General features: G+C 63.0%; 21 protein-coding genes. 8 read left to right on the plus strand and 13 right to left on the minus strand.

Annotation, left to right across the window (positions count from 1 at the left end; genetic code table 11):
* Window positions 1-73 precede the first annotated feature (73 nt).
* The 6 genes from ACZK33_RS06510 (at window position 74) to ACZK33_RS06535 (ending at window position 4,742) form a co-directional block, all read left to right on the plus strand.
* Entirely contained in the window at window positions 74-421 is a 348-nt protein-coding gene (locus ACZK33_RS06510; RefSeq protein WP_038421338.1) for a DMT family transporter, read from the plus strand.
* Between the two features lie 15 nt (window positions 422-436).
* Entirely contained in the window at window positions 437-1,057 is a 621-nt protein-coding gene (locus tag ACZK33_RS06515; RefSeq protein WP_000837791.1) for a DUF3313 family protein, read from the plus strand.
* On the plus strand, window positions 1,054-2,211 hold the full coding sequence (locus tag ACZK33_RS06520; RefSeq protein ID WP_000063629.1) for an MlaE family ABC transporter permease: 1,158 nt from the start codon (window positions 1,054-1,056) through the stop codon (window positions 2,209-2,211). Before ACZK33_RS06515 ends, ACZK33_RS06520 begins: the two co-directional genes overlap by 4 nt.
* Window positions 2,205-3,029: an ABC transporter ATP-binding protein gene (locus tag ACZK33_RS06525; RefSeq protein ID WP_155936418.1), complete on the plus strand. Its 825-nt coding sequence runs from the start codon at window positions 2,205-2,207 to the stop codon at window positions 3,027-3,029. Before ACZK33_RS06520 ends, ACZK33_RS06525 begins: the two co-directional genes overlap by 7 nt.
* A 91-nt stretch (window positions 3,030-3,120) precedes the next feature.
* A complete protein-coding gene (locus ACZK33_RS06530) occupies window positions 3,121-4,050 on the plus strand; it encodes an MlaD family protein (protein WP_000433686.1) in 930 nt (309 codons plus the stop codon).
* A 92-nt stretch (window positions 4,051-4,142) separates the two neighbouring features.
* Window positions 4,143-4,742: an ABC-type transport auxiliary lipoprotein family protein gene (locus ACZK33_RS06535; RefSeq protein WP_003124411.1), complete on the plus strand. Its 600-nt coding sequence runs from the start codon at window positions 4,143-4,145 to the stop codon at window positions 4,740-4,742.
* 66 nt (window positions 4,743-4,808) lie between these two features.
* Here ACZK33_RS06535 and ACZK33_RS06540 read toward each other — a convergent pair whose 3' ends face one another.
* From ACZK33_RS06540 to ACZK33_RS06580, 9 genes are all read right to left on the minus strand, one after another.
* Window positions 4,809-6,812, minus strand: coding sequence for a relaxase/mobilization nuclease domain-containing protein (locus ACZK33_RS06540; RefSeq protein ID WP_000132148.1), 2,004 nt, complete (start codon window positions 6,810-6,812; stop codon window positions 4,809-4,811).
* Between the two features lie 448 nt (window positions 6,813-7,260).
* A complete protein-coding gene (locus ACZK33_RS06545; protein WP_003092304.1) occupies window positions 7,261-7,848 on the minus strand; it encodes a S26 family signal peptidase in 588 nt (195 codons plus the stop codon).
* Window positions 7,845-8,402, minus strand: coding sequence for a DUF2840 domain-containing protein (locus tag ACZK33_RS06550; protein ID WP_023093372.1), 558 nt, complete (start codon window positions 8,400-8,402; stop codon window positions 7,845-7,847). The genes ACZK33_RS06545 and ACZK33_RS06550 overlap by 4 nt, the downstream gene beginning before the upstream one ends.
* Window positions 8,399-8,662, minus strand: coding sequence for a hypothetical protein (locus ACZK33_RS06555; RefSeq protein WP_000147048.1), 264 nt, complete (start codon window positions 8,660-8,662; stop codon window positions 8,399-8,401). The genes ACZK33_RS06550 and ACZK33_RS06555 overlap by 4 nt, the downstream gene beginning before the upstream one ends.
* A complete protein-coding gene (parA, locus tag ACZK33_RS06560; protein WP_003092312.1) occupies window positions 8,659-9,297 on the minus strand; it encodes a ParA family partition ATPase in 639 nt (212 codons plus the stop codon). Before parA ends, ACZK33_RS06555 begins: the two co-directional genes overlap by 4 nt.
* Before the next feature lie 241 nt (window positions 9,298-9,538).
* Entirely contained in the window at window positions 9,539-10,396 is an 858-nt protein-coding gene (locus ACZK33_RS06565; RefSeq protein WP_003092315.1) for a replication initiator protein A, read from the minus strand.
* Between the two features lie 14 nt (window positions 10,397-10,410).
* A complete protein-coding gene (locus ACZK33_RS06570) occupies window positions 10,411-10,695 on the minus strand; it encodes a helix-turn-helix transcriptional regulator (protein WP_001247107.1) in 285 nt (94 codons plus the stop codon).
* A gap of 111 nt (window positions 10,696-10,806) precedes the next feature.
* A complete protein-coding gene (locus ACZK33_RS06575; protein WP_003092318.1) occupies window positions 10,807-11,577 on the minus strand; it encodes a DUF2285 domain-containing protein in 771 nt (256 codons plus the stop codon).
* A 342-nt stretch (window positions 11,578-11,919) separates the two neighbouring features.
* Window positions 11,920-12,267: a DUF2958 domain-containing protein gene (locus ACZK33_RS06580; protein WP_016487838.1), complete on the minus strand. Its 348-nt coding sequence runs from the start codon at window positions 12,265-12,267 to the stop codon at window positions 11,920-11,922.
* Window positions 12,268-12,554: 287 nt separating this feature from the next.
* Here ACZK33_RS06580 and ACZK33_RS06585 point away from each other — a divergent pair, with 287 nt between their 5' ends.
* Window positions 12,555-12,848, plus strand: coding sequence for a helix-turn-helix domain-containing protein (locus tag ACZK33_RS06585; protein ID WP_006379425.1), 294 nt, complete (start codon window positions 12,555-12,557; stop codon window positions 12,846-12,848).
* Window positions 12,849-13,160: 312 nt separating this feature from the next.
* Here ACZK33_RS06585 and ACZK33_RS06590 read toward each other — a convergent pair whose 3' ends face one another.
* The 4 genes from ACZK33_RS06590 to ACZK33_RS06605 all read right to left on the minus strand — a co-directional run bounded on the left by ACZK33_RS06590 (window position 13,161) and on the right by ACZK33_RS06605 (window position 17,499).
* On the minus strand, window positions 13,161-13,475 hold the full coding sequence (locus tag ACZK33_RS06590) for a DUF736 domain-containing protein (RefSeq protein ID WP_001273857.1): 315 nt from the start codon (window positions 13,473-13,475) through the stop codon (window positions 13,161-13,163).
* 775 nt (window positions 13,476-14,250) lie between these two features.
* Entirely contained in the window at window positions 14,251-14,460 is a 210-nt protein-coding gene (locus ACZK33_RS06595) for a hypothetical protein (RefSeq protein ID WP_022580212.1), read from the minus strand.
* A gap of 61 nt (window positions 14,461-14,521) precedes the next feature.
* The gene (locus ACZK33_RS06600) at window positions 14,522-16,591 is read right to left on the minus strand and encodes a ParB/RepB/Spo0J family partition protein (RefSeq protein ID WP_000994919.1); all 2,070 of its coding nucleotides are present in this window, start codon (window positions 16,589-16,591) and stop codon (window positions 14,522-14,524) included.
* An 80-nt stretch (window positions 16,592-16,671) separates the two neighbouring features.
* Window positions 16,672-17,499: a DUF932 domain-containing protein gene (locus ACZK33_RS06605; RefSeq protein WP_003092327.1), complete on the minus strand. Its 828-nt coding sequence runs from the start codon at window positions 17,497-17,499 to the stop codon at window positions 16,672-16,674.
* 392 nt (window positions 17,500-17,891) lie between these two features.
* On the opposite strand from ACZK33_RS06605, the gene ACZK33_RS06610 reads away from it, so the two are divergent.
* Window positions 17,892-20,348, plus strand: a complete 2,457-nt coding sequence (locus tag ACZK33_RS06610; protein WP_001223964.1) for an ATP-binding protein — start codon at window positions 17,892-17,894, stop codon at window positions 20,346-20,348.
* The last annotated feature ends 22 nt before the right edge of the window (window positions 20,349-20,370 follow it).

Genomic DNA, 20,370 nt, shown 5'->3' on the forward strand with positions numbered 1-20,370 from the left:
GCGAGCCGCCGCGTGCTGCGCATTCTCAGAATTCGTATGCACCCACGCTTCATGCGTATGTCTCGCTAGGCTTATGCGATTCAGCACCCATCCGCTGATCTGGAAATCCTGGTCGATTGTCATTGCCGCAGGGGTTCTAGGAGCGGGCTATCCACTGGGCCTGCGGGCCATCACGGCGGGCGGTCCGATGCGCTGGGTCGGCCTCTGTGTGGCAGTGACGTGCATGGCGGCCAGCGGCGCACTTTTGTGGTTCGCGCTCAAGCGGATTCCGATCAGCGCGGCCTCTGCAGCCTGGGCAGGAATCGGGCTACTTGGAAACTTGGGCGTCGGCGCCCTCCTACTAGGCGATGTCGCATCGGTAACGCGCTGGTCTGGCACCGCCCTCATCGCAGCAGGCATTGCCTGTCTTAGTTTCGTTTGATCAAGGAGACCCATTATGAAGAGCAAAACTGCATTGATCCGCGGCGGCATCTTTTTTTGCGTAGCAGGCGCGCTCTCTGGATGCGCGACCAACAGCATGACGCGCTCCGGATTTCTCGGCGACTACGAGAAGTTATCGCCGACACGATACGAGAACGTACTGATGTACCGCGCAGCGGGATTCGAGCCCAAGCGTTATGCCGCTGTCGTGGTGGAAGAAGCGCAGATCAAGACCGCCTCGGGTCGCATCGATGGGCTCGATGACGCGCAGCAGCGCGAAGTGCTAGACCATGTGACGAGCGAACTGAAACGCCAGGAAGGCAAAAGTCCCGCCCCCCCAGGTGGCGCGGGACAGGTTCGGGTGCGTGTAGCGGTCACCGAACTGCAGACACCGAATCGGGCAGTCAATGCAATGACGACCCTGCTGGTTGGACCCGTGACGACGGGTGGTGCCAGCCTAGAGTTCGAAGCAGTCGATTTAAGGACGGGACGCCGGGTTGCTGCCGCCAGTTGCTTCGAGCGCGGCAACGTCATTAAAGAGTTCGCCGGTTCGTACACATTGCTGGGTCATGCCAAAGCGGCGATCACGAACTGCATCGAGCGCATCGACAGCGCTTGGCGGGACACGCAGCCATGAGCAACGCTTCACAGGCTTGGCTCCGGCAGGATGCCATGGTCGGCGGTGATCACAAATGGCTGGCGGGTGGCGACTGGACGATAGAGCACTACGCCAGTCTGGCAAAATCCGTGTCCGCCGCCCGCATCAGTCATGCCGAGGGGTACGCCACTCCCTTACTCGACTGGACGCAAGTCCAGAGACTGGACACCGCCGGCGCGGCTCTGCTGGTGGAAATTCTCGGGCCAGACTCGATACTCGACCGGCCGGAGGCAGCTCCAAATCTGTCCTCGGATCGCCTCGCCCTAATGAGAGCGCTGGCCGCCGCTGCTACCGATCAGCAGAAGACGGAGAAAGCAGCGGTGAGCGGGAATCCTCTGCTCCGCGGTCTGGGACGCATAGGCCTGACCTTGGAACAGGGCTGTCGTGCGTGTCTTGGTCTGGCCGGGTTCGTGGGCCAGATCATCGAAACATGGAGCCGTACCGTTCGTCACCCGCGTCGCTGGCGCGCGACCTCGGTGATCGCTCAAATCCAGCGATCAGCGGTGGACGCCATTCCCATCGTGGCGCTACTGAGCTTCATGGTAGGAATGGTGGTGGCGTTCCTGGGAGCAACGGTGCTGGCCAACTTCGGTGCGAGCATCTTCTCGGTGCATCTGGTCGCCTTCTCGTTCATGCGCGAGTTCGGAGTGCTGCTCCCGGCCATATTGATTGCAGGCCGTACCGCAAGCGCGTACACCGCCCAAATCGGTTCGATGAAGGCAAATGAAGAGATCGATGCGCTTCGCTCCAACGCGCTCGACCCCATCGAGTTACTGGTGCTGCCACGCGTGCTGGCGCTTCTTGTGTCCTTGCCACTGCTCACCTTAGTAGGCATCTTGGCTGGCATTGCGGGCGGCGCCACCGTATGCGCACTGAGCTTGGAAATTCCTCCCGCACAGTTCCTTGCCATCGTGCAGGAAAAAATCGAGGTGCGCCATTTTCTTGTCGGAATGAGCAAGTCCCCGCTCTTCGCGGTGATGATCGCCGCTATCGGCTGCCATGAAGGGTTCAAGGTCGCCGGTAGCGCTGAGTCGGTAGGCGACCACACGACGTCTAGTGTCGTGCAATCAATCTTCATGGTGATCCTGATAGACGCCATCGCTGCACTGTTCTTCATGGAGATGGGCTGGTGAGCGCGGTGAAGCAAGACACCGACAACGGTGTGCGACACGCTATTGAAGTGCGCGGCCTGGACAACAGGTTTGGAACCCAGCAGGTCCATCAGGACCTAGACCTGGACGTGCGGCGCGGGGAAATCCTTGGCGTGGTGGGAGGGTCAGGCACCGGGAAATCCGTGCTCTTGCGTAGCGTCGTCGGGCTGCAGAAGCCGCATTCGGGCGTGGTCCGTATCGGGGGGCGCGACCTACTGCGAGCCCAATGGCTTGCGCGCGCGCGTATGGAGCGAAGGTTCGGCATTCTGTTCCAGAAGGGCGCGTTGTATTCATCGCTGACCGTCTTGGAGAACGTCGCTCTTCCTTTGATCGAGCATGTCGGTCTGGCGCGGCCTCTTGCCGAGCGTTTGGCAAGAAGCAAGCTGGGCTTGGTGGGGTTGCCTGCCGGAGCGGGAGACAAGTATCCGGCCTCGTTGTCCGGAGGCATGGTGAAACGAGCAGCACTGGCGAGAGCCTTGGCGCTTGATGCGAACATCCTGTTTCTTGACGAACCCACCGCAGGACTGGATCCAATCGGGGCTGCATCTTTCGACCAATTGATTCTGACCCTGCGCAATGCACTGGGCCTCACGGTGTTTCTGGTAACCCACGACCTCGATACGCTGTACACCATATGCGACCGTGTCGCGGTCCTGGCGAACCAGAAGGTACTCATCAACGACGGCATCGAGGCAGTCGAGCGCTTCAAGCACCCGTGGATACAGGAATACTTTCACGGCCCCCGTGGCCGTGCGGCCGCACAGGCCACTGGTGCTTCCAGCCAAGAGACGCAGCCATGAAACCCCTCCGCATCTGCATCATTCTTCCGTCGCGCACGCATTGGGCTGGGCGCACGCAATATTTAAACTCTGAGAACGAGGTGGTCTGATCATGGAACCACGTGCCCATCATGTATTCATTGGTCTGTTCGTCGTGCTGCTCGGTGCGATTGGTATTGGCTTCGCGCTTTGGCTCAGCGACACACGTTCCGACCACGATTACCAGTATTACCGGATTATGTTCGATGAGCCAGTGACCGGGCTTACGCCCGGCAGCCAGGTTCAGTACAGCGGAATCACGATTGGCGAAGTCGTTGCACTTTCTCTTTCACCGCGAGACCCAAGGCGGGCGATAGCGCGCGTACGCATCAATGCCACCATCCCGGTCCGGCAGGATACCCGCGCTGAATTGGTCATCACGGGAATTACCGGCAACGCGGTGATCGAGTTGAGCGACGGTGGGCCAAACGTGCCATTGCTGGATCGGAGAGAGGACGAGGAACCGTTGATCCTCGCACCACGTTCGGCGATGGCATCCCTGGTCTCCGGTGAGGGGAACAGCATGACGACACTCAACGGCATCTTGCTGCGCACGCAGGAGTTACTGTCGAAGGAGAATTTGGCTCTTGTGCACCGCAGTCTGGTGAATCTTGAACAGACCACGGGCGCGGTCGCTGACCAGAGGGCCGAGATCGCGACGTTAATCAGCAATCTGACCGAAGCAAGCAGAGAATCGACAGCTGCCGTGCGCCAAGCAAATAGCACTCTTCGCGATGCCAACCTGCTACTAAATAACGATGGTAAGCAAATCATGGTGAACACGCGTGATGCAACGGCATCCCTCGAACGCGCCGCTTTCAGGGTTGAGACGCTACTGCAAAACAATCAGGAATCGCTGAACCAGGGCTTGGCCGCCACAGGTCCTGCCATGCACGAACTCCAGCAGGCGCTGGCCAATCTAAACACCGTGCTGCGCCGACTGGATCGCAATCCGGCGCAATACCTGCTCGGTGGAGAGAACATTGAGGAAACCAAGCCGTGAACACTTCCGCCAGGATGATTCCCGTCGCTGCCGTGACTATGACGCTAGTACTCGGCTTGTCCGCGTGCAGTGTGCTTCCCAAAGCAGCTCCAATGGTCACCTACAAATTGCCCGACTATCACATCGCCCAGGCGGAGAGTACGCCGCGCGCCGTTCCGGGACCCGGGGCGCTGCGCGTCTACGCCCCTGAGAGTAGTCGCGTCCTGGATTCGGAGCGGCTGTTCATTGCGCAGCCCGATGGTCGCTTGTCGGCTTGGCAAGGAGTGCGTTGGGCCGACCCCGCACCGGTGCTGCTGCGTGACCGAATCGTCGAAGCCTTCATGCGCGATGGGCGGTCGACTTCCGTGATTACCGATAGCACCCCAATGAGCGCCGATATGGAGTTGCGCAGTACGCTGCGGGCGTTCCAGCTCGAATACCGCGGCACTGAAGCGATCGCCGCGGTTCGGCTCGATGTGCAACTGGTCGATCCGGCCAAACGGACTGCTATTGCCAGTAGACGCTTCGAAGCAATCCAAGCCACAGGCAGCAAGCGAGAGGCCGATGTGGTGAGCGCGTTCGGTGTCGCCACGGATATATTGGCCGGGCAGATCGTTGAATGGGCAGTTCAGGTCGGGGCAGCGCGTTTGCGAGTTGCACCGGAATTGGCAAGCAACCATGCACCCACAGCGTCGTCGATAAGCACAGACTAGTCGTCTTAACGGAGCACAGAAGCTAGGGCCAAAACGCTGCTCGACACCTTAACTCGGTACGACAGCCTACGGCCCCGATCCAATCCCAGGACCTCTTTGCCGTCCAACCTCCCATGACACACCGCCGCCGCGTACAGTCGCGGCGATCTGCTGCCCCAGTCGTGGCTCGATTATCGGCCGCCAAGGCACCAGACTGAATCCCATGCCGTCATCGAGCAGCGCATAGCGACCGCTGGCGAGCATGACCGAGCGCCGGTAGATGCCGGCTACGCGCTGCCCGTCTGTGACGTGCCGATGCTCCAATCCGCTATCGGCGGCAATGTGCTGGGCGGCCTGCGCCAGCTCCCGATTGCGCAGCGTTTCCAGCAGATTCCGGGAGAGAATCAGCCGCTGCCCGCGCCGCTGGGCCAGCCCCTGTTCTTCGAGGAAGTCGGCGCGCTGCTGCAAGGCTTGCCTAGCATCGCCGCCAAAGCCCAGGTCGCCCAGTCCCTTGCCGCCGCCGATCAACTGCTGATCCAGCCAGGTCGCGCCGATGACGCGGGCCTGCCGTTCAATCGGCAGATGCGATTTCAGTTCGACCGCCACGCCGCCCAGCCGCTGCGCGTCGTACTGGCGGCCACGCTCGGCCAAGTCGTCCGGCACCTTCCATAACCCCTCGGCCACGCGCTCCACGATGCCGGCCCGCCGTAGGGCTTCCAGCCGGCGGATATGGGCCGCCACAGCCTCTTGCGGGTCGCGGCCGGGCTTGGCTCGGCCTTGCTCGATCGCCAGGTGGTGATCGGTGCGGTACAGGCCATTGCTCGCCAGCGTGGCGATGTTCTTGTCGGCCGCCCGCACCTCGGCGGAACCGCGTACCTCCACCACCGCGCCGATGGGATAGTTCGCCAGCTCGTCGCGGGCGTCCAACGCGACGTAGTGGGCTTTGCCGTCCAACCCGTCGATGACCAGATAGCCGCGGTCGTGCAGCTCGTCGGCCAGACCCTTAGCAGCCACGCGACCGACGATAGTGCGGCCGTCGTCGCCCGGCTCGAACACCGCCAGCTCGCGAGGCTTGCCGCTCATGGCCCGCTGCATCGTTCGGATGATGTCGCCACGCTCGCCCAGGGCACGCAAGGTCTTCTCCGCGTCCGCATGGACGGCCCAGGTGCCGGGCTGCACCTCGTCGGCCAGGCCCAGGCGCTGCAAGTGTTGCAGGCGGCCGATCAGCAGCAGGCGCTGGCGTTGCAGCCGGGGTTCGTTGAAGCGTTCGATCTGCACCCGGCCATCCTCGCCGGCCTCGCGCTGCAACGTGCGGTCGAGGCTCGTCCACCGCTCTTGCTCCACCTCGCGCTGCAAGGTCTGCTGGATCTCCAGTTCGGTGCGCGGCCCCAGCCATTCCGTCGCCAGCTCGGCGGCGCGATGGCGGAAGCCGTGGGCGATGTAGTCGCCCGCGATGATGAGGTCTTTGCCGGTATCGTCGCGTCCGCGCACGATCAGGTGCGTGTGCGGGTTGTCGGTGTTCCAGTGATCGACCGCCACCCAATCCAGCCGCGTCCCCAGGTCGGCCTCCATCCGGTTCATCAGGTGCCGGGTGTAGGTGCGCAGGTCGTCCAGCTCCGCACTGTCTTCAGGTGAGACGATGAAGCGGAAATGATGTCGGTCGTCCTGGCAGCGTTCCTTGAAGGCATCGAGGTCGGCTTCGTCGGTCTGCGGCCCGTAGGCACGGCCCGGCTCGCCGTTCCGGCCGGCACCGTCGCGCTCGATGTAGCGCAGGTGCTTGGCGAGCGACTGCGGACTGGCGTTGCGCTGGTTGACCAGCAGCGTCTTGATGGTCACGCGCCGTGACATAGGGGTCAGCTTTGCGCCTGCGAAGCGCGCCGCCGTATGGCCGCGTCCAAGCCGTGAGCCGGGCCGCTGGCCGGCGTGCTGGCCGCTCCCGCCAGCGGTAGGACGGCGCACCGCCGACTTGCCGCCGCTGGCCTTGCCAGCCTGCTTGAGCACCTTGGAAACGAAGCTCTGGCCCTGGCCTTTGCCTCGGTTCTTCGGCGCGCCAGGGCGCACCCAGAAATCATGGTCGCCGCGGTCGGTCATGGCTGTGCTCCCTGCAAGCTCCGGCGTGTCCGAGCGTGCGAAGCACGCGGACATGCCTGCATCGGCGCGTGCCTCGCGCCCCACGCGGCACGGCGGCGAAGCCGCGCCGTGCCGCGCCACCCCCACGTGCAGACTGGCTTTGCGGGCGGCAGAGTGCCGAACCCTTTTGTCTTGCCTTCCGCCTTTGCCCCTCGCTCCCGCTCCGGGCATCGGCGGCCCGGCGGCGCTGCTGCACGAGCAGCCAGCCCGCCGGCGAACACGCCAATGGCCGCAGGCCAGGCGCGTTCGAGGCAAGACGCCTGCACGTTGGGCGGCTGCGCCGAAGGCAGCGCGAAGTGCGGTGCGAATGCACCCGCACTGCACGCGCGACGACACGGCGACGAACAGTAGAACGACATGCCCGATGGCACGATGAGAGGCGCGGCAAAGTGCAGCGAATCGGCGGCCATCATGGACGTGTCTCCAGCCAGATCGGATGCGCAACGCCGATCACGGCGAACGCGCTGACCGGCCCGAAATAGCGGCTGTCGAACGACGCCGGGTTGGTCGCGCTCAACAGGAACAGTTCGCCCGGTTGGAGACGGCGGCAAAGCTGCAAGGATGGCAGCGGCCGGCCCAGCCGGTCGGCAGGCAGGGCGGCGGCCACCGGCACGCCGTCGATGCGAACCTGGCCGGCGACGATGCAAACGTGTTGTGGCGCGACTGCGCCCACACGTTTGAGCAGCGGAACGCGGGTCGGCAGGTAGCCGCGCTGCGCAGCCAGCATGGCGGCCCTGTCGGGCAGCGGCATCAGCACGATGCTGTCCACGGACAGCGGACGTGGCCGCGAGGCGGTGCGCGGGTCGAACGGTTCGATGCGATACCAACCGACCGCCACGCTGTCGGACGGGTTGTAGGCCATTCGCGGCAGGGGCTGCACGAACGCCGCCCAGGCCAGCGCAGCGAGGCCGACGGTGGCGAAGCCTGCCAGCACGAGGCGAGCGCGCAGGCGCGAGCGAGGATGCGGCACGGGGCCGGTCGTGGAAATCGTGGTCATGGCAATGCCCTCCCGGCCAGCCAGGCGGCGTGCCGTTCTGCGGTGTATGTGGGTAGCGCCGAGCGCGCTGCGAGCCGGTTCGCGAGCGTGCGCCAGTACGCGGGCGATGTGTCTGCGGCTGCGATGCCCAGCGCCTCGATGCCGTCGATGCGTTCCAGCACGGCGCGCACGTTGGCATCGCCTTCGGCGTGCAGCAGCAGACGCGCGCCCGGCTGCACGCCGGGGATGCGCTGCACGGCGTCCAGCGGCGTGGCGGTCTGCATCACCATGAGCTGCCAGCGGATCGTGCCGTAGTCGTTGGCCTGCCAACGGATGCGGCACAGAACCGCGTTCGGCAGGAACACGGCGCAGCGCCGCCAGCGGTCGAGCTGGAGCGTGCGCGCCGGTTCGCCGAAGCGCAGGTAGAGCTTGAAGCGCGGTTCGATGTAGGCCAGCGCCACGCGCGTCAGCGGCACGTTGCCGGCCTGGCCGGCGAGTGTCGAAGGCGCCGGCGGCGGCGCAGCCGTGGGCGCACTTGCTTTGGGGGTGTGGGCGGTCGAAGCGGATGCGTTCACGGCGTGCCCTCCGGGGGAAACTCCCGCTCCAGCAGGTCGCGCAGCAGTTCGGCTACGGTCACGCCTCGCGTGAAGGCCGACACCTTGATGCGCGCCCGCATGGCGGGCGTGATGTCGAGCGTCAGTCGAGCGGTGTAGAGGTCGCCTTTCTGCACGGCATCTGCGTCGCCCTGGCGAATCCACGCTTCGGCGTGCGGATTCGCTGGGGGACGCGCACCGATGCCGACGCGCTTGCTGCGTGGTGGTGGCTTCCCAGTCATGTCGGCCACCGCAGCAGTTCGTCGGTGAGCGCGGCGATCTCGCGGGCAGCGGCGCTGTCGGGCGCGGTTTCGCGGGCGAGCCGGCCAGCGGCTACGCTGTCGGCAAAGACGATGCGCTGGTGGATCTCCGAGCGCAGCGCGGGCAGCGGCTGTTCGGCCAGCGATTGCCGTGCCTCCCTGCCGATGATGGTGGTGCTGACGCGCCGGTTGATGACGAAGGCCGCGCGCAGCGCTGGCCGGAACACCTGTGCTTCGCGGATCAGTGCGACCATCTCGGCAGAAGCCCATACGTCGTAGGGGCTGGGCTGCACGGGGATCAGCACGCGCTCGGCCGCCAGCAGCGCGGAACGCGCGAGGGCGGCGATGCGCGGCGGGCCGTCGATGATGATGTGATCGGCCCGCCTGGCGAGTTCTGGCGCTTCCTGATGCAGCGTTTCGCGGGCAAGGCCCACGGCGCTGAACAGACGGGGCAGGCCCTGCTGGCTACGCCGCTGCGTCCAGTCGAGCGATGACCCCTGCGGGTCGGCATCCAGCAGGATGACATGCAGGCCGCGCATCGCCAGTTCGCCGGCGATGTGCGTGGCGAGCGTGGTCTTGCCGACGCCGCCTTTCTGGTTGAGAAACGCGAAGATCATGGCGCGGCCCTCCGAGCTGGAAAGCCGGCCTGGCCGTGCCGTTTCGTGGTTGTCCACCGAAACGGCGCGCTTCTACTAAAAGTTATGTATTTCTTGTTAGGTAAGTTAGAGGGAACGCAAACCCGCGCCGTTGTTGGCTTTCCGGCGTTTTCGTACTCCTGATAGCACGAGGGTCGTACTCCTGATAGCACGATACCCGGTACTCCTGATAGCACGAGGCCGTCCACAGGTTCTCCCGCAGTTATCCCCGTGCCGCGTGCGGCACGGGCCGGAAGGTCAGCAGCTCGGTGTTGTCGTCCGGCATCCGCTCGATGCCGAGGACGTAGCCGGGCAACGACTGCCGCGCCACCAGGGCGCGCACGTCGTAGGCGAAGTCCGAGAAGCGGGCCGCGCTGCCGGATTTGCGGTACAGGTGTCGGAAGTCGAATTGCCAGCCGTGCTCCTGCCGCCCGCCATGCTTGCGCACCAGGCGGTACAGCCAGCGTTCGATACCGCCCTTCAAGCGGAAATAGGCCGGGTCGATGGTCAGCACCAGGGCGGCGTCGAGCACGCCGGCATAGAACCAGTCCGGCAAGATCAGCTCGATGCCCAGCGGGGTGCCGCTGGCGTCGGCGAGTTCCTTCCACTCGTTGATCCACGAGAAGCGATGCAAGCGCCTTCCCGTGGTTTCGCGGATGGACGTGGCCACCGTGGTCGATTGCAGCCGGTCGAGGGCGGCCTTCAGGCGCTGGTAGTCGTTGAGGGACGTGCCGCGCCCGATGAAGCGCAAAATCTCGTAAGGCGTGGCGCGTATCCAGCGCGACGGGCGCAGGCCCGCGTCGCGCGCCTCCACGATCTGCGAGGCGGCCCATATCAGCACGTCGGCATCCCATATCGTTGCGATGCCGTGCTCCTGCGTGCCTTCCACGCGAATGGTGACGTTCCCGCTGCGGAAGTCGATCGGCGCCGTGCGCCGCGACTTGGCAAGCGAGAAGAACGGAAAGGCCATCAAGTCCTGGGAATCGCGTGGCGCCATGTCGCCCGGCAGCGCGCGGAACAGATCGAGCTGTTCGCGCTGCGGCAAGGCTTGCCCTGGCGGGCTGGACATGGCGAAGGCCACCCACGCGCCGACGATCAGCGGCCATCACGGTAGTCGCCCGCGTGGCGCTCGGCGTATTCGGGATCGGACGTGGCCTCGTAGCTGCGCTGGTCGGCCCAGGCATCGAGGTCGGACACCGCGTACATGACGCGGCGGCCGAACTTGCGGAACTTGGGGCCGCCGCCGATCACCCGCTGCTTCTCCAGCGTGCGCGGCGACAGCCGCAGGTAGTCGGCGGCTTCGTCGTTTGTCAGGTAGCGTTGAGGCTGCGAGGTCGCAGTGACGGCAGCGGCGGCAGGCCGCGAGGGAGCAGGTCGCATGGGATGTACCTCCATCAAGCCCGGCCACACCACGCGGCCGGATAGAGGCACTCTCAAGAAAGCAAGGCTTCTTGCTAAGGGACGATTCGCACGGGTCGAGAAACGTCCCCCCTAATGCGACGGGAACATTGGAAGCTGCGCTAGTCGGCGGTAGCCGCCGTGCATCAGCTCATCGCCGCGGCGTACCAGCCGCCGTACGCGGGCACGCAATGCACTGTCTTTGTGCCAGTCGGCCGCGACGGCATCCGCGCCGAACAGACCTTCGCCCACCTCGCGCAAGGAGGCTCCCGCGAGGGTCGCGTCGAGCGCTTGCAAGGTATGCAGTTCCAGCAGCGCGGCGGGCGTGGGGCGGGAGCGGGCTGTTGCCACAGGCGTGGCCACGGTTGCGGCAGATAGCGCATCCAGCTTCGCAGCGAGCGTGCGGTAGCGCGCACAGGGCGTGGCGCAGGCGCGTGTGGCGTAGAGATAGGCCGAACCATCTTCCAGGTCGGGTGCGAGTGCCAGCCGAACGCAGCAGCCTGGCCAATGCGATACGAGCACCAGGCGCTTGCCGTCGTGGGTCAGTTGCTTGCGCCCAGGAATGCGCCAGAACTCGAAGGTATGCGCATCGGGTGGTGGGTCGGCGTCGGGGTATAGCTGCACCACGGCATCGTGATCGGGGAACCAAGCAGGATGTGCGTCGCGCGCATCCAGGCCGGGATCTTCCAGCAGGCGCAGGCCCCAGGCCTGCGCCGCATCAGGCTTGCGACGCCGGCGTAGCCAGTCGCGCCGGTAGCTTGGATTCCTGCGCAAATACTCCCAAGCCAGCGCTGGGCCATCGAGGTGCAGCGTGTAGAGATACGCGGCCGTGGGATACCAGTGTTGGCTGCTGCGGTCAGTCATGGCGAAACCTCCCTGTTTCTGGGAACGTCGCCACAATTCCGCTGTGCGGGAGCTATCGAATCGCCATCAAGTGGTCATCAAACTCGGGTTACGCTTTAACTGCTGGTGTCAAGACAGATTCGCTCCAGTGCATTGCCGAAATCGTCTAAATGCGACGACTGCACCGCCCGGAAATGGGGTGCAGCATTGAACACCGTGCCGAATCTCGCGCCTGGCATCATGACTGTTTTGGTCAGGAGCGCACCACCCTGGTGCAAGCATGCGGATCAAGACTTGCCAGGTCTTGGCTAAGACCGAAATAGTCACAATGCGATACTTTTTGCCTGGTCGCGCTGGAATGCGTCAATCGGTGATCGAACCGTTTTCCTGAGCCAGTCGAACGTATTCCGACAGCGGCCGCGTCGGCTGGAAATACCGATCTCGTATCACGGGCTGCTTGAGCGGCCCGACGATGGACGCCAGATCGGACAGCTTCACCGTCGCCAGGGCAGGCATCCCGATCCCGAGGTCGATCAGGCCGTAGGCCGTATCGCCATCGGTCGGATCGAGCGCGGCCAATAGCCAGGTCGCATGTGCGTCCGGTGTGAACAGGCGCACCACGGGCAGCGGGTCACATTCCTGGCCTGCGGCGCGGGTGAGGCCGTGGGCCAGTAGGTGCACCCGGTCTTCCTCGGTGACAAGCGTGGTCAAGGCCGCGCCCCTTCCACGAACACACGCAATCGCCGAGGCGCATCTGTGCCTGCGGACGGATGCACGTATGCGCAAGCGCACGAAGCCGCAAAAGCGGAGAGGCACGAAGGCGTATTGGTGGAAGTCAGGAAAGACACGGATGCGGTTCCCTGGGTCTGAGGAAATCCGCAGATGCGGATCTCCGTAAAAGCACGGAAAAGGAAAACATCACCACCAAATGAACACTATAGATTGTAGTCCTATAGGGCGCAATGGGCTGTCATCTTGGTTTTTTGGGGAAACCATAGGTGGCAGCGAAGAACTCATTGGCAGCGGCGATTCGGACGGTAAGGAAGGCGCGTGGTTTGAGCCAGGAAGCGTTCTCCAACGTGTCCAGTCGCACCTACATGAGCACGCTGGAGCGCGACCTGAAAAGCCCAACCATCCAGAAGCTGGCCGATCTGTGCGAGGTCATGGAAGTGCATCCGCTCACGCTGCTCACATTGGCTTATGCCGGTGACAGCACCCGCGAAGCTGATGAATTGCTGGCACAGGTGCGCCAGGAACTCAGGGCGATATTGGAAGAGCCCGACACGCCTTAGCGCGTTGGCGTGTGGTACTGAATTGCAGCAAGCGGAGCGCGCAGCGCCGCAGGCGCGAAGGCGTGAGGGATTGAAGCCGGATGGCCGTGACGGCTTGCCGGCACGGGGCGAAGCCCGAAAGCCCGGCGGCGCTTACAGCGCCGACACGCCACACACCGCTCGTTGACACGGATTGCGAGCCACAAGGCACGCATGCAGGCCCGCCGTGACGGGCGTATCCAGCACGCGGCAGCAGCAGAAATCCTGCGCGTGCGGTGCTGCGATCAGCAGCATCGCGCCCCGCCGCAGTGGGCGGGACGCGGTAAGCGGCTGTCAGGCCGCCTTCGGCTTGTTGCGCGACCAGATCAGGTCGTGCGTGCCGTCCTCGTTCTCGATCAGGCGGGCATAGACCGTCGCCGGGAACGAAGGGTCGTCGATGGATACGGACAGGTATTCCCGCCCGGCCTCGCTGGTCTTCTTCCACGCTGCGCCGACTTCGTGGCCAGCCGCTTGCAGGTGGAAGTCGGGGGCGTTCTCGGTGTCGCCCTTGTCGTTGGGAACCAGCTTGACCTTGACGTTGAGCGTCAGGGTGCGAAGCGTGCCGGTGAAGCCGTCTTTCTCTGCGGTGAAGGTGCCGATGTTAGCCATGATGTTTCTCCTTTCGGGTTGAACAAGGTCGCGCCAGTGCGTCCTTGTTGTGATCCGGCCGGCGGGGGATGGGCTGGTCGCACCGCACAGCGGTCGCAACAACGTGGAGAACCTGGAAGCGAAAAGAATTTGTCCCGCGAGGAATGCGCGCAGCGCAGGGGAAATTGTTTTCGCTGCAAGGTTGCGGCCATCAAGCACAAGGCGCAGCCGCGCCACCGCCAGGATTCACAACAAGACAAGGACGCACAGGCCGCCCGCTCCCGAATGGAGACGTGGCCAACTCGGCATCCCCGCGTGACGGCTGCACCGGCTTGCGCCCTGACGCGGGCCAGGTCAATGCCCCGACGACAAGGCCAGAGCGCCCCTGCCGCAGCTCACGGCCACATACTGAGGCGTGGTGTGGAAGCTCCATAGAAGCGAGGCTGGGCGGCGTGTCGGTGAACCGTCTTTCGTGACGTACAGACAACGAACCGCCAGCGTCGGGGACGGCACGCTTTCGTGCAACCTGCCGCAGCAAGCCGGGGCGTAGCCACACCAGCCCCGCCCATTGCGGCGGGGCTCGGTCGAATCGTTGGCGGCGCGATGCGCCGCCACACTTGCTGGCTTCGTGGATTTCGCGCACGAGCGCCCTTGTGCGTGGCCCCATCGCCGCCTGTCCGAAGGCGGCGATGGGGCGTTTTGGCTTTGAGCAGTGAAACCGGGCGCGGCCACCGCCGCGCCCGGAGTTTTCGACCACCGGCCCCAAGGCGGCACGGCTTGGGGCCGGTGCGGCTCGTTATTCCTTGGTTTCGATGATCCACCACACGGCGCGCGGCAAGGCGCGGCCCGTGAGGGGATGCAGATCGGTCAGGTCGGCGCGGGCCGTCCAGCCACGCGGCGGACGGTAGCCGCGCACGTCGCCGTCGCCGTGCCAGCGGCGGGCGCGCACCGTGCCGGAGGCATAGGTCGCAGCTATGCGGGGGCGGTTTGCGGGTTGGTGGGTCATGGCAGGCATCCTCAACATGAAGCGCCCCGGCCGGAACCGGGGCGCTATCTACGGTGCGAAGTCACGCGGCCAAAGCCTCGGCCTGCGGCTGGTCATCCGCCACGGCGGCCACTTCTTCCTGTGCTTCGGCTTCGCCATCCGCCGGCGCGTCCTGCCCGGTCTGCTGCGGGCCTTCGGAGCGGAAGATGGCGGGCATCCAGCCGGTGCCAGCGGCCAGCCGTTCGGCTTCGCTGGCAATGTCGCCCTTCTTCAACTTCGCCAGTCGGGTGACGTGCGAGGGCGCGAACCCGCCAACGGCTTCCAGAATCGCGGCCTTCGGCACATGCCGGAAGTAACCCTCATTGGTGGGCTGCCACCACGCGGCCATATCCAGCCCCACGGCCTGCGCCAGTTCCGCGCCGGGCTGGTGCGGCGTGGCGCGAGGCGTCACCACGTCCACCGTGGAAGCTAAGCACACGGCCAACAGCCGCACCAGTTCATCCTGTGATTTCGCCAGCAGCGCGGCGAACAGTTCGGCGCTGTCCTCCGGCAAGGTTTCGCCTGCCACCTGTTGCAGTTCGCGCAGCGCCACGGCGGCGGGTGATTCCGGCCAGTCCGGGGCCATGCCTTCCAGCCGGTCTTGCACCGTGAGGCGCACACCCAGCGGCAGGTCGTGCCCGTAGTGCCTTTCCTGCAAGACGGTCTGCACCATGCCATGCACCACGGCGGCCAGCGCTGCTTGCGGATGCCGTGCAACTTCGATTTGCAGCGCAGCGGTACGGTGCGCGCTCAACCGCTGCGCCAGTCGGTCAGACATGGCGGCGGTCTTGGGCTGCTCGTCGTCCTCGCCTGCGTCCTCGTTCGCGGCTTCGCCTTCGCTGCCGAAACCCTGCCGCAGCCGCTCCAGCGTGCGCAGTGCCTTGGCCTCCGCTTCGCGCAGCAGCCCGCGATGAATCGCGGCCTGCCCGTCGCGGTCGATGGTGACAATGGCACCGGCTGCGGCCTTCACGTTGGCCGCATAGTCCAGCAAGCCATCTTCCAGCGCCTGCAACTGCTCGCCCAGGCGTTCGCCTTCTTCCTGCAAGGCATCGGCCTTTTCCTCGTCCTCGTCGTCCAGCGCGGCATCCACCGCCTCGGCCAGTTCGTGCAGCTTGGTTTGCAGCTTCTCGATGCGCTGCGCGTCGCGCTTGTTCGGACTGCGGCGTTCCCTTGGCGCACGCTGGAAGGCTTGCAGATCGGCATGGGTCATGCCCGGCGTGGCATCCACCCACGCCCAGCCCTCGGCCTGCACCTTGGCGGCGATACCTGCCAGCTTGTCCTGCGCCAGCCGTTCCAGCAGTGCGGCATCGGTCAGATACACGCCTTTGTCGCCCTCCGCGAACAGGTCGCGGCGGATGCCACCGCCTTCCTGCTCGTAGCCGTCCAGCCCGACAAAGCGCACCAGCGGATGCCGGTAGGCGTCGATTTCGCGTTCGGTCAGGCGGTCGCGCAGGTTGTGCGGGCCGCGCTGCCATGTGGGCGCATCGTAGAACGCGGCTTCCTGCGCAGCATGGTCGTCGGTGATGGCGAGGGCCATCAACTGGTCAAGGCTCACGGCCTCGGCCCGGTAGTCGGCCAGCAGGCGCGGCGACACGTTGGCGAGTTTCAGACGGCGCTGCACCACCAGCGGCGTGACGCTGAAATCCGCTGCAATGTCCTCGATGCTGCGGCCTTCGGCCACGAGCGCGGCGAACGCCTCGAACTGGTCGGCGGGGTGCATGGCTTCGCGCTGCACGTTCTCGGTGAGGCTGGCCGTGCGGGCGGTGCCATCGGCCACCAGCAGGCAAGGCACCTCCCATTCCTTGCTAATGCGGTGCTTTTTCGCCAGCAGCTTCAACGCTGCGAGGCGACGGTCACCGGCCACGACCTCGTAATGCTCGCCATCGGCGGCGGCAATCACGATGAGGTTTTGCAGCAGGCCGACACGCTGGATGCTGGCGGCGAGTTCGGGAATGGACATGCGCGGGGTCTTGCGCACGTTGCGGCCAGTGGGACGCGACACCAGCCGCGACAGCGGAACCAGAATCAGGTTCTTGGTCGGATCAGCGGCTTCCAGCGGGATAGCGGCGGCGGTGTTGATGGCGCGGGCTTCGGTTTGGGTAACGGCGTTCATGGTGATAACTCCTATCGGTTCAGGGATGCAGCAGCGAAGAAAGCGACAAGGGCTGCTGCCTGCCCCTGCCGCGTGGGGATTCAGGCTTTCAACTGGCGCATGCCATCGGCCAGCAGCCAGAGGGCGCGATTTAGTCGGATGTTTTGGTCGATGCCCTGCACCGGGCGGGTTTGCTGTCGGCGCCCGTTGGCGCTGCGGCCACGCAGCCCGCCTTGGGTCAGGTTTTCTTGGGTGCGGTTGAACACGCTCCACAGGTCGGGGCGGCGGTCGTCGAAGCGGCGCGGCATCAGGATTTGCGATTCCGTGATGGGCGCGGGCTTGTCGGGGTCGTCGTACTTGAGGGCGAGCGCGGCGCGGGCGAACACTTCGGATTCGCCATCGTCCAAGGTGATGCCGCGCATGGCATCGCGCGATTCCTTCACCCGATCGAAACCGCTCAAGACTTCGTAAGCCCCCTCAATGACCAGACCGGCCACGTCGCCTTTATGGGGCACTCGCACATCGGCCACGGTGTTGCCGCAGACAAGGCCATTGCTGCACACGAACCGGAACATTCCGGCCAGCATCTGATAGCTGCTGGTGCCGTCGTGCGAGTTCAGCAGCACGATTTCGTTGGCCTCCGCGCCGTTGATCTGGCTGGCATGGCGCAAGCGAATCATGTGTTTGGTGTGCTCGCGCTTGCCTTCGTCGCGCACGCGGGTTTGCGTCACCATGAAAGGCTGGAAGCCTTCTTTGCGAAGCTCGGTCAGCACGGCGGCGGTGGGGATATAGGCGTACCGCTGCGAACGGCTCTCGTGCGGGGCATCCGCGAAGATGGACGGGGCCACGCGGTGAATCTGGTCGTCGGACAGCGGGTAATCGCTGCGCAGCGAGGGGGAGCGGAAAGCGAAACGGGATGCGAGTTGCATGGTCTTTCTCCTGACAAAAGAGGTTTGCTGTTCACACCGCACACCGGATTTCTAGATTCGGAGCCCAGCCTTTCGGCTGTTTGGTGCGGTCGGCACGAGGAACCCGGTTGGCCCTGTTGCCACCGTCTTTCCTGAGTTCATCGCCCGCGCCCAAAGGAGCGCGCGGACGGGGGCCGTCAAGGAGCCAAGCGCAGGGTTGGTGCGGCCCGCAGGCGCAGCCGAGGACACGGCCCTGCGCGCCTTGACGGCACACGGTCGCGGGCTACGGTCGCGGGTAAGGTGATGAAGTCAGGGGAGACGGCTGGACAAGGCAACGGCCATCCCTTTGTGCTGACCGCACGCAAGCGAAGCGCGCAGGCCCGAAGCTGGAAGCCGGGCCGTAGGCGTCAGCGATGCGGAAGGCTGGCGAAGCCAGTCCCGCCAGGGATGAGCGACTAGCGAACCTGGAGCAGCGCGATCCGCGAAGCGGAGACGCAAGAGGACTCTTCGTTTACCATTTGTTTCGCAAGCAAATGATGGGAAAGCAAGAACACGGAGATATAGAGATGATTGTCTGCATCAACCGCCTCAAACAGTTCGGAATCTTCAGCGACTTCAATGGAACGAAGATCCAAAAGTTCGGCCGGTACAACCTGGTCTATGGTTGGAATGGAACAGGCAAGTCAACGTTATCGAATCTATTCTCTTGCTTTGAGCTTCGCTCGATGGTTCCCCGCTTCAGCACGGGCCAATTTTCAGTAGTTCTGGAGGATGGCTCAACGATCACGGAATCCACACTCCACTCATCCCAATTGAATATTCATGTTTTCAATCAACGCTTCGTGCATGAGAACATTGATTGGGACAAATCCGTAAAGAGCATCCTTCTTATTGCGAAAGAGAAGATTGATGACTTGCAGAAGCTGGAGAAGCTGAAGAGCGAGCTTCAGTCGAAAAAGAAGGCTCACGACGACAAGCAAAGCGATATCAAGAAGCAGCGTGAGGCATTAGAGAAGTTCCTGACCAATGCTGCCAAGAAAATGAAGCTTGGACTTCAGGCGATTGATACGAGCGACAGTTATTACTTGAATTACGACCGCCGCAAGCTCTTCAACTTCATACAGAATAACGGCGAGACAATTATCAAGGCGGAGTCGGTTCTTCCAGATGAGAGGGTTATCGACCTTACGAATGCCGCCAAGCCAGATCAGCTTCCAAGCATTGCTTTCGCCTCAACGGCCATTGAGCCGGACTACTTTAAGAAAGCGGCGGGCCGCATCAGAGATTTGATTGGGACTACGGCGGTCAATCAAGCAATCCAGCGGCTGACCGATAACCCGGAAATCCGCGAATGGGTTCAAGCAGGCTTGGAAATCCATAAAAACCACGACTCGCAATCCTGCGAGTTCTGCGGCTCTCCGTTCGCCCAGCTTCGTGCCGAGGCGCTTGCTGCCCACTTCAGCAAGGAGTTCACGGAGTTTCAGAGCCGACTTCAGAACGCGGCGACATGGATTGAATCTCAAGGCGCTCCAGCTAATCAGTTTCCCGCATCGACCGAGTTTTATAAAGAACTATCGGCCGAGGCAGAGAAGCTTCAAAAGGACTACGCAACTGCTGCTGAAAAGATCGACCAGCAAATCGACGCCTGGCGGGAAGCCCTGAAGGCCAAGATCACAGACCCTGGGAAGACAGACATTCAGATCTCGGATGTGGTTGAAGACGATGTCACCAATTTCAATGACATCCTGAAATCGATTGTTGCTCTCGTTGGAAAGCACAACAATAAGACTTCAAATTTCAAATCTGAGACCTCAAAAAGCAAGGTGGCACTGGAGCTTCACTTTGCTGCGGCTGAGGTGCAAGAGTTTGACTATGCTGGAAGTGAGAAGAAGTGCAATGACCTTGAGTCAGAAGCAAAGAACGACCATAAGGAAATTGAAAAAATTAGTCTAGAGGTCGGAGCCATAGAAGCGGCGCTCTCGAATGAAACGGTCGGGGCAAAGGAGTTCAATGACATCCTGCATCGCTTCATTGGCCGCTCTGAGCTTTGCCTGAACTTCAATCAGAAGAAGAAAGGCTATGAGATCATCAGAAACGGGGTTGGTGAGCACGATGGGAATTTGAGCGAAGGTGAGAAAACTGCGATTGCATTTGTCTATTTCATCACGAAGCTCAAAGAAAATGGAAATAACATCAAGGATACGATCGTCGTCGTTGACGATCCGGTCTCAAGCTTTGATTCTAATCACTTGTTTCACGCCTACTCGTTTTTGAGAACGCAATGCACTGAAGCCAAGCAACTTTTTGTGCTGACTCACAACTTCACTTACTTTAAGCTAGTGAGAGACTGGTTCACTGGCACCAATAGGAATCGAGTCAAAAAAGGCAACGCCGAGAATTGCTTCTTTTATCGCCTGGATGCGCCACCTGGCTCCCCTCGTCACTCCCTACTTGTGGATGCCGACGACTCACTCAAGAACTACGGTTCCGAGTACCACTATATCTTCAAGAAGCTCTACGAATATAGGGCGCACACAACACTCAATCGAGATGAGGCGTTCTTGACCGCCAACCTCGCCCGAAAGCTTGTTGAATCGTTTTTCACCTTCAAATATCCAAGGCGTCGAAGCGACATTAGTCAATTGATGGAGGCTGGCCTAAAAGATTGCACCATCACGACACCAGAGCTTAAAGAAAAAATCTACCGCTTTATCAATAAGTATTCACATAGCGACGTTATTGAGATAACAGAGGAATCCGCAGAAAACTTGGCAGGCGAAAGCCACAGCGTCATCGGGAACATCTTCCAGTGGCTGGAAGAGGTGGACAAGAAACATTACGACGAGATGATTCAGGTTGCGACGGCCTGAGCATCAGGCCGCGAGGGCCATA

It is taken from the genome of Stenotrophomonas sp. 86156_Sma (genome assembly GCF_056481625.1).